This window comes from Lactobacillus nasalidis, assembly GCF_016587775.1.
Classification (GTDB): domain Bacteria; phylum Bacillota; class Bacilli; order Lactobacillales; family Lactobacillaceae; genus Lactobacillus; species Lactobacillus nasalidis.
This window is the reverse complement of the sequence record NZ_BOCG01000084.1, coordinates 1-5,009: the sequence shown is the minus strand read 5'-3', so window position 1 is coordinate 5,009 and position 5,009 is coordinate 1. Positions and strand designations below refer to the sequence as shown.

Sequence of the window (5,009 nt, the reverse complement as noted above, 5' to 3'; positions counted from 1 at the left end):
CGGCGGCCGCCATGCCGGCATCTGCGCCGATGGCCTTTACGCCTGAGATTTTTGCATTCGCGATCGGCGGGATGCTGTTGATGGGTCTGCTGGGCGGGCTGAACCCAGTCAGAACGATTTTGAAGATTGACCCGGTACAGGCAATTGGAGGCTAAAATGGCAGCGATTGAAATCAAGAACGTGAAAAAAGTTTACGGGCAGGGGGATGCAGCGACGGTTGCCCTCAAGGGGGTCGACTTCAGCGCGGATACTGGCAACGTGGTTCTGTTGATGGGACCAAGTGGGGCCGGTAAGAGCACCCTGTTGACGATTATGGGCGCCTTGCAAAGCGCGACGAGCGGGCAGGTGGAAATCGACGGCCAGGACATCAGCCAGTTGAAGGAAAAGGACCGCAGCCGCCTGCGTTTGAACAAATTGGGCTTTGTTTTACAAGCTTACAACCTGGTACCGTACTTGACGGTTGAGGAACAGTTCCAGCTGGTGGACAAGGTGAAGAAGACCGGCAACTTGCGCCAAGAAGAATTAAAGGATCTTTTGGCTGACCTGGGGATTGAGGGCCTGGTCAAGAAGTATCCGGAGAACTTGTCAGGCGGGCAGAAGCAGCGGGTGGCAATCGCCCGGGCCATGTACGCCAACCCGAAGATTTTGCTGGCTGATGAGCCAACGGCATCACTGGACAGTGAGCGGGTAGAAGAAGTCGGCCGCTTGTTTAAGAAGCTGGCCAAGGACCACGGGAAGGCGATCATTTTGGTCACCCACGACCCGCGGCTGGAAAAATACGCTGACCACATCTATGACATGATGGACGGGCAGCTGACGCAAAGAAAATAAGAAGAAGGCTCCGCTCAGGCGGGGCCTTTTTTGACCGGATACGCGGAAAAACGACCGGATTTGAGTTCTTGGCAGAAAAAATCTGAAAAAAGTGTATGCTTAAATAAGAAAACGAGTGAGAAATGTGAGGTCGTTAGGGATGGAAAAATTATACGAAATCTACACTGGCGAAGATGAGGACAGTTTCGAAGTCGGGAAATTATTGTTTGAAGAAAACGGCTGGCAGCTCTACTTGACTTTGGATGAACTGGGCCGGGATGATTCGCTGCTCTTGATCAGAAAGTCAGCGGTCATGCGGCTGTTGGATCAATCAGATTATTTGGCAGAGATCCAGCGCCGGCGGGATCTGCTGGTGCAAAAAGGCCTGGCAGATCCTTTCAAGCTGGAAGACAAAGTCAGCTTGATCAAGTCAGTTGAAAGCTTTATGGACTTATTGCCCGGGCAGGTTGTTTATTTTGGCCTGGAAGGCGAAGATTACCAGCAATGGGGATATATTGACCAGATTTCTGGCGGAAGAGTCAGCTTCGCGGCATATCCTTCTGGCAAATACCAACCTTTTGCAGGAGAAGTTGCTGTCAGTCAACTTCGGCGGCTAGCAGCTTTCTCAGGTGAATGGCTGCTGGACAATCCTAAGTTGCGGGATACTGAAGATACAACTGTAGATGGTTTGTGCGAAGTTCATCTGAAAGAAGATCCAGCTTCATTCGCGGTTGGCCAGCTCTTGTGTGCTGATGACGACTTCAGCTTATATTTGACTTTGGATGAACTGGGCCGGGATGACTCATTGCTGCTGGTTAAGAAGACGGCTGTTGACAGAGTAATTGATCAATCAGAGTATTTGCAAGATATTAGTCGTTGCCGGCGCCAGCTCAAGGAAAAAGGTCTGGCAGATCCATTTGAAGTCCAAGGTAAAGCAGCAAACATCAAGCAGATGCAGGACTTCTGGCAATTGGTTGCCGGGCAAGTCGTGTCCTTTGTCATGAAGGATGAGGAAGAAGCAGAATATGGCATCTTGAAGAGCAAGGAAGGGGATGCCTTAAGCTTGGAGCAATATCCGTCTGGCAAGTACGAGACTTTTGCTGGCCAGATCAACCTGGCTGAAGTTGGCCGCTTGGAAGCCTTTGGCGGAGAATTGACTTTGGAAAATGGCAATTGTTAGCGGGAAAGATTGAAGATAAGACTGTCTCTTCAATCTTTTTTATTTCCATAATTTAGTTTATATCGGAGGGAAGCACCATGAAGAATTTTATAGCAATACTTGTAGTGACGTTAGCTGCTGAGATTCCAGTGGCAAATACATATGTGCACAGTGAGAGGCTAAGTTTTCAGCAGGGGATTTGTCTCATCAGAGGAACGCATGGTAAGAAAGGCAACCAATTTATCGATACGCTTATTAAGAACCTATTTCGTTACCGGAAAAATTAATGCAGGATATTATTATTTATCTTACAACCATCATCCTTTCTGCTTTGTTTGACCTTTATTTGGTTAATTTGTTAGGCGGAGTAAAAATCGAGCGAAGACAGTTGCTTGTCGTTTCTTCAGTTCTCGTATTGGCAACTATTATTGCCTTGTACGATGTTTGGGCGACTTTTCTAGCCAATTTGTTTGAAGCGTTATTTTTCTATAAATACTTCTCTAAAAATAATAAACTATTGCTTTTGAATTCATTGCTACTAGCTTTTTTTACCGATATTTTTCTAGATAGTATCGATAATTTGTTAGAAAGCAGTTTTGCTGGATACTCGCAGATATTTTCATTGGGGATGTCATTGTTGGCATACTTCTTGATTATTATTGCTATTCAAAAAAATAGGGAGAGATTAATAAAAAATTTCACCAGCAAAAAGACAGGACAGCCATTATTCTGCTTACTTGTATACTTATATGTCTCAACTTTTCTTTTAAATTTGGCAGTACTGTATAATAAATGGTTTTACTCTCCAACGATTACTTTGAGTGTTCTGATCGTGATCCAAACTCTTTTCGCGGTGATTATGTTTTGGTTTGATTTCCATATTCAAAAGGGCCTGCTTAACCAGCAAGAAGAAGAATTGCGGGAAAAGTATTTGCAGGATTTGGAAAAAAGCGAAGATACGATTCGTAGGTTTAAGCATGATTACTTGAACCTCTTGGCATCTTTGCGGGAAAGTGCTCAAAGCAGCCGGGACAAAGCTTTGCTAGAAGAGTTAGCTGACTATTCCAATACCGAAATTAACGATCCTAACCTCTGGAAGTATAAGAGTTTAAACCATATCAACAATCACGCGCTGAAGGGGCTGATTATTGATAAGTTAGACCGTATGAATGCAAGAAAAATTAGCTACAGTCTGGAATGTGCCCAGGAAATTACCGATCTACCAGCAGAAGTCAAACTTTTCGATTTGATTAGAGTCATCGGAATTGCCCTAGATAACGCGATTGAAGAGAGTGAGCTTTTACTTCAAGAGACAGGTGATGCTGGATGGGTGAGAATTGATATTATGCTGTACCAAGCACAGCCGCAAGAGCTGGAATTTGTTGTAAAGAATAGATGCAGTCAGGGAAACAAGATCAAGCTGAATGAAATTGCTCAAAAGGGTATCAGCAGCAAGACAGGCCATAAGGGGTATGGTTTAGCAAACGTACATGAGATACAGGACAAGTATGAGAACATGTATATTGAGTATGGCATCTCTGATGACTACTTTACTTTTTCTATGGCGGTTAGTTAGGACAGATAATGGCAGAATACACGATAATAATTTGCGATGATGACCCTAAGCAAGCAGTGAACCTTTCTTTAAAAGTTGGCATTGCTTTTGCAATGGCTCCTGTAGATGATCATGATATTGAGTACGAAGTTGGCAAGCTGGCCACGAAATATCAAGAAGTACTCGACTATTTAGACGAAAACAGCCTAGATGGCGGAATTTATTTTTTGGATATTGAATTAGACAATGAGCACAATGGAGTTGAGCTAGCAGCTGAAATTAAAAGACGGGATGAACGAGCCCAGATTATCTTTGTGACGGCATATAGCGAATACATGCCAATGACTTTTGAAAGGCGGATTGGCGCGGTAGATTATATCAATAAAAATGACGCTGATTTGCAGGCGAGGATGAACGAGACCGTAAGGGATGCATTGACGAGACTGGGCAAAAGCAACTTTTCTAAGAAACTGACTTTTTCCTATCGCTTTGGCCGGCAGATCAATAACATCAACGTAGAAGACGTGCTTTATATTCATACGACTCAAGCAGCGCATAAGTTGCTGCTAGTCGCTGCAAATAAGCGGAGCGAGTTTGTCGGGGATATCAAAGCAGTTGATGAAGAAAATGATTTCTTGGCTAAAATATCCCAGTCTTGCCTAATAAATCCGAAAAATGTAGCGGCGATCAACTTGCGCAAACGGACTATTGTCATGCTGAACGGTGAGATTCTAAGCTTTTCACGGAGATTCCGGCATGAGATGGACAGATTGGTTGACGAATATAATTGGAAGGTCGAAACGGCGGCAAAACGGCTGCTCCGTTAGGGAAATGGCAATTGTTAGCGGGAACATGTAGTAAATCTACCATCAAAATGATAAACTAGACAGTGATGATTGCGCTTACATATTTTAGTCTGAATATCATTTTGAGGTTGATTTATGTTTAGAATTTTTGATTTGCTAAAGAGCAGGGCCCGGCTGAGCAAGGTTCTGGCTCCGGTCCAGGGCAGGCTCTTTCCGCTTGCGGACGTCAACGATGAGATTTTTGCCAGCAAGGGACTGGGCGAGGGCTTCGCGGTTCAGCCGTCCAGCGACTTGATCTACGCTCCCCTGAACGGCACGGTTACTTCCTTGTTTCCGACCAACCATGAGATTGGCATCCGGACCAAGGAAGGGTTGGATTTATTGATCCACCTGGGCCTAAATACGGTCGAGCTGGGCGGGGGCGGCTGCGACATTTTGGTTGAAGCCGGCCAGGAAGTAAAAAAGGGGCAGCTATTGGCGACCATGAACCGCAAGCTGCTCCGCGGGCTCGGCTATGATGACACGGTGATCGTGACTTATACCAACGACCAGATCCTCAAGGGGGTCTCGGCGCCGGTCTTCTTTAGGGAGATCAGTGCCAAAAGAGCGGTCCAGACGATCAGCTACCATTAAATAGACAACAAAAACAGGCGTGAACGCAGCAGGGATGCAGGTTCAC

At 45.4% G+C, this 5,009-nt stretch carries 5 protein-coding genes and 1 pseudogene; all 6 read left to right on the top strand.

The genetic code is table 11. The annotated features are described in order from the left end of the window. Positions 1-155, top strand: a pseudogene (locus tag lacNas_RS14455) (ABC transporter permease); the annotation flags it as partial. Position 156: 1 nt separating this feature from the next. Continuing rightward, positions 157-831 carry an ABC transporter ATP-binding protein gene (locus lacNas_RS01110; RefSeq protein WP_201331116.1) on the top strand — a complete coding sequence of 225 codons (675 nt, stop codon included), beginning with the start codon at positions 157-159 and terminating at the stop codon, positions 829-831. Between the two features lie 139 nt (positions 832-970). Further along, the gene (locus lacNas_RS01105) at positions 971-1,990 is read left to right on the top strand and encodes a hypothetical protein (RefSeq protein WP_201331117.1); all 1,020 of its coding nucleotides are present in this window, start codon (positions 971-973) and stop codon (positions 1,988-1,990) included. Between the two features lie 265 nt (positions 1,991-2,255). Continuing rightward, on the top strand, positions 2,256-3,545 hold the full coding sequence (locus lacNas_RS01100) for a sensor histidine kinase (protein ID WP_201331118.1): 1,290 nt from the start codon (positions 2,256-2,258) through the stop codon (positions 3,543-3,545). Positions 3,546-3,553: 8 nt separating this feature from the next. Beyond that, positions 3,554-4,351 carry a LytR/AlgR family response regulator transcription factor gene (locus tag lacNas_RS01095; RefSeq protein ID WP_201331119.1) on the top strand — a complete coding sequence of 266 codons (798 nt, stop codon included), beginning with the start codon at positions 3,554-3,556 and terminating at the stop codon, positions 4,349-4,351. A 114-nt stretch (positions 4,352-4,465) separates the two neighbouring features. Next, positions 4,466-4,963: a PTS sugar transporter subunit IIA gene (locus lacNas_RS01090; RefSeq protein ID WP_201331120.1), complete on the top strand. Its 498-nt coding sequence runs from the start codon at positions 4,466-4,468 to the stop codon at positions 4,961-4,963. The last annotated feature ends 46 nt before the right edge of the window (positions 4,964-5,009 follow it).

Coding starts and splice junctions, on each gene's coding strand:
- lacNas_RS01100 (WP_201331118.1), top strand. CDS start 2,256: ATGCAGGATATTATTATTTATCTTACAACCATCATCCTTTCTGCTTTG.
- lacNas_RS01105 (WP_201331117.1), top strand. CDS start 971: ATGGAAAAATTATACGAAATCTACACTGGCGAAGATGAGGACAGTTTC.
- lacNas_RS01095 (WP_201331119.1), top strand. CDS start 3,554: ATGGCAGAATACACGATAATAATTTGCGATGATGACCCTAAGCAAGCA.
- lacNas_RS01090 (WP_201331120.1), top strand. CDS start 4,466: ATGTTTAGAATTTTTGATTTGCTAAAGAGCAGGGCCCGGCTGAGCAAG.
- lacNas_RS01110 (WP_201331116.1), top strand. CDS start 157: ATGGCAGCGATTGAAATCAAGAACGTGAAAAAAGTTTACGGGCAGGGG.